The organism is Arthrobacter sp. Y3221157 (assembly GCF_059089865.1).
In genome coordinates, this window is sequence record NZ_JBNHFD010000221.1 from 1 (window position 1) to 503 (window position 503).

Here is a 503-nt window from a genome sequence, read left to right on the forward strand (position 1 = left end):
ATGAGTTTTGGTGACAGCGCAAGTGCCCGTGCGATGGCTACCCGCTGTCGTTGTCCTCCGCTGAATTCTCTGGGGTACCGCTGGAGTGCATCGGCGGGCAGGTGAACGACGTCGAGCAGTTCGCTGATGCGTTGGGCTGATTCTTTCCGTCCGATTCCTCGGGCCCTCAGCGGTTCCGACAGTGTGTCACCGATGGTGAGGGCGGGGCTGAGGGAGGAATAGGGGTCCTGGAAGACAGCCTGCATTTCCGTTGCAAGTTCGCGGCGCCGCTGTTTAGTGGCTTGGGTTATGTCTTCTTGGCGGTAGGTGATTGTTCCGCCGGTTATGGGTGCCAGGCCGAGCACGGCTCGTCCCAGTGTTGATTTGCCGGACCCTGATTCGCCGACCAGGCCAACAGTTTCGCCTTCACGTATATCCAGGCTGACCCCACGAAGGACCTGGAAGCTTTTTTTGAGCAGTCCTTTGGAGCGGTATGTCACTTCCAGGTTCTTGACGTCGAGCAG

General features: G+C 58.8%; 1 protein-coding gene. It reads right to left on the minus strand.

Translation table 11 applies throughout. The features are described from left to right. Positions 1–503 (minus strand): ATP-binding cassette domain-containing protein (locus tag AC5RTT_RS20745; RefSeq protein ID WP_494146735.1); only part of this gene is annotated, 503 nt, incomplete at both ends.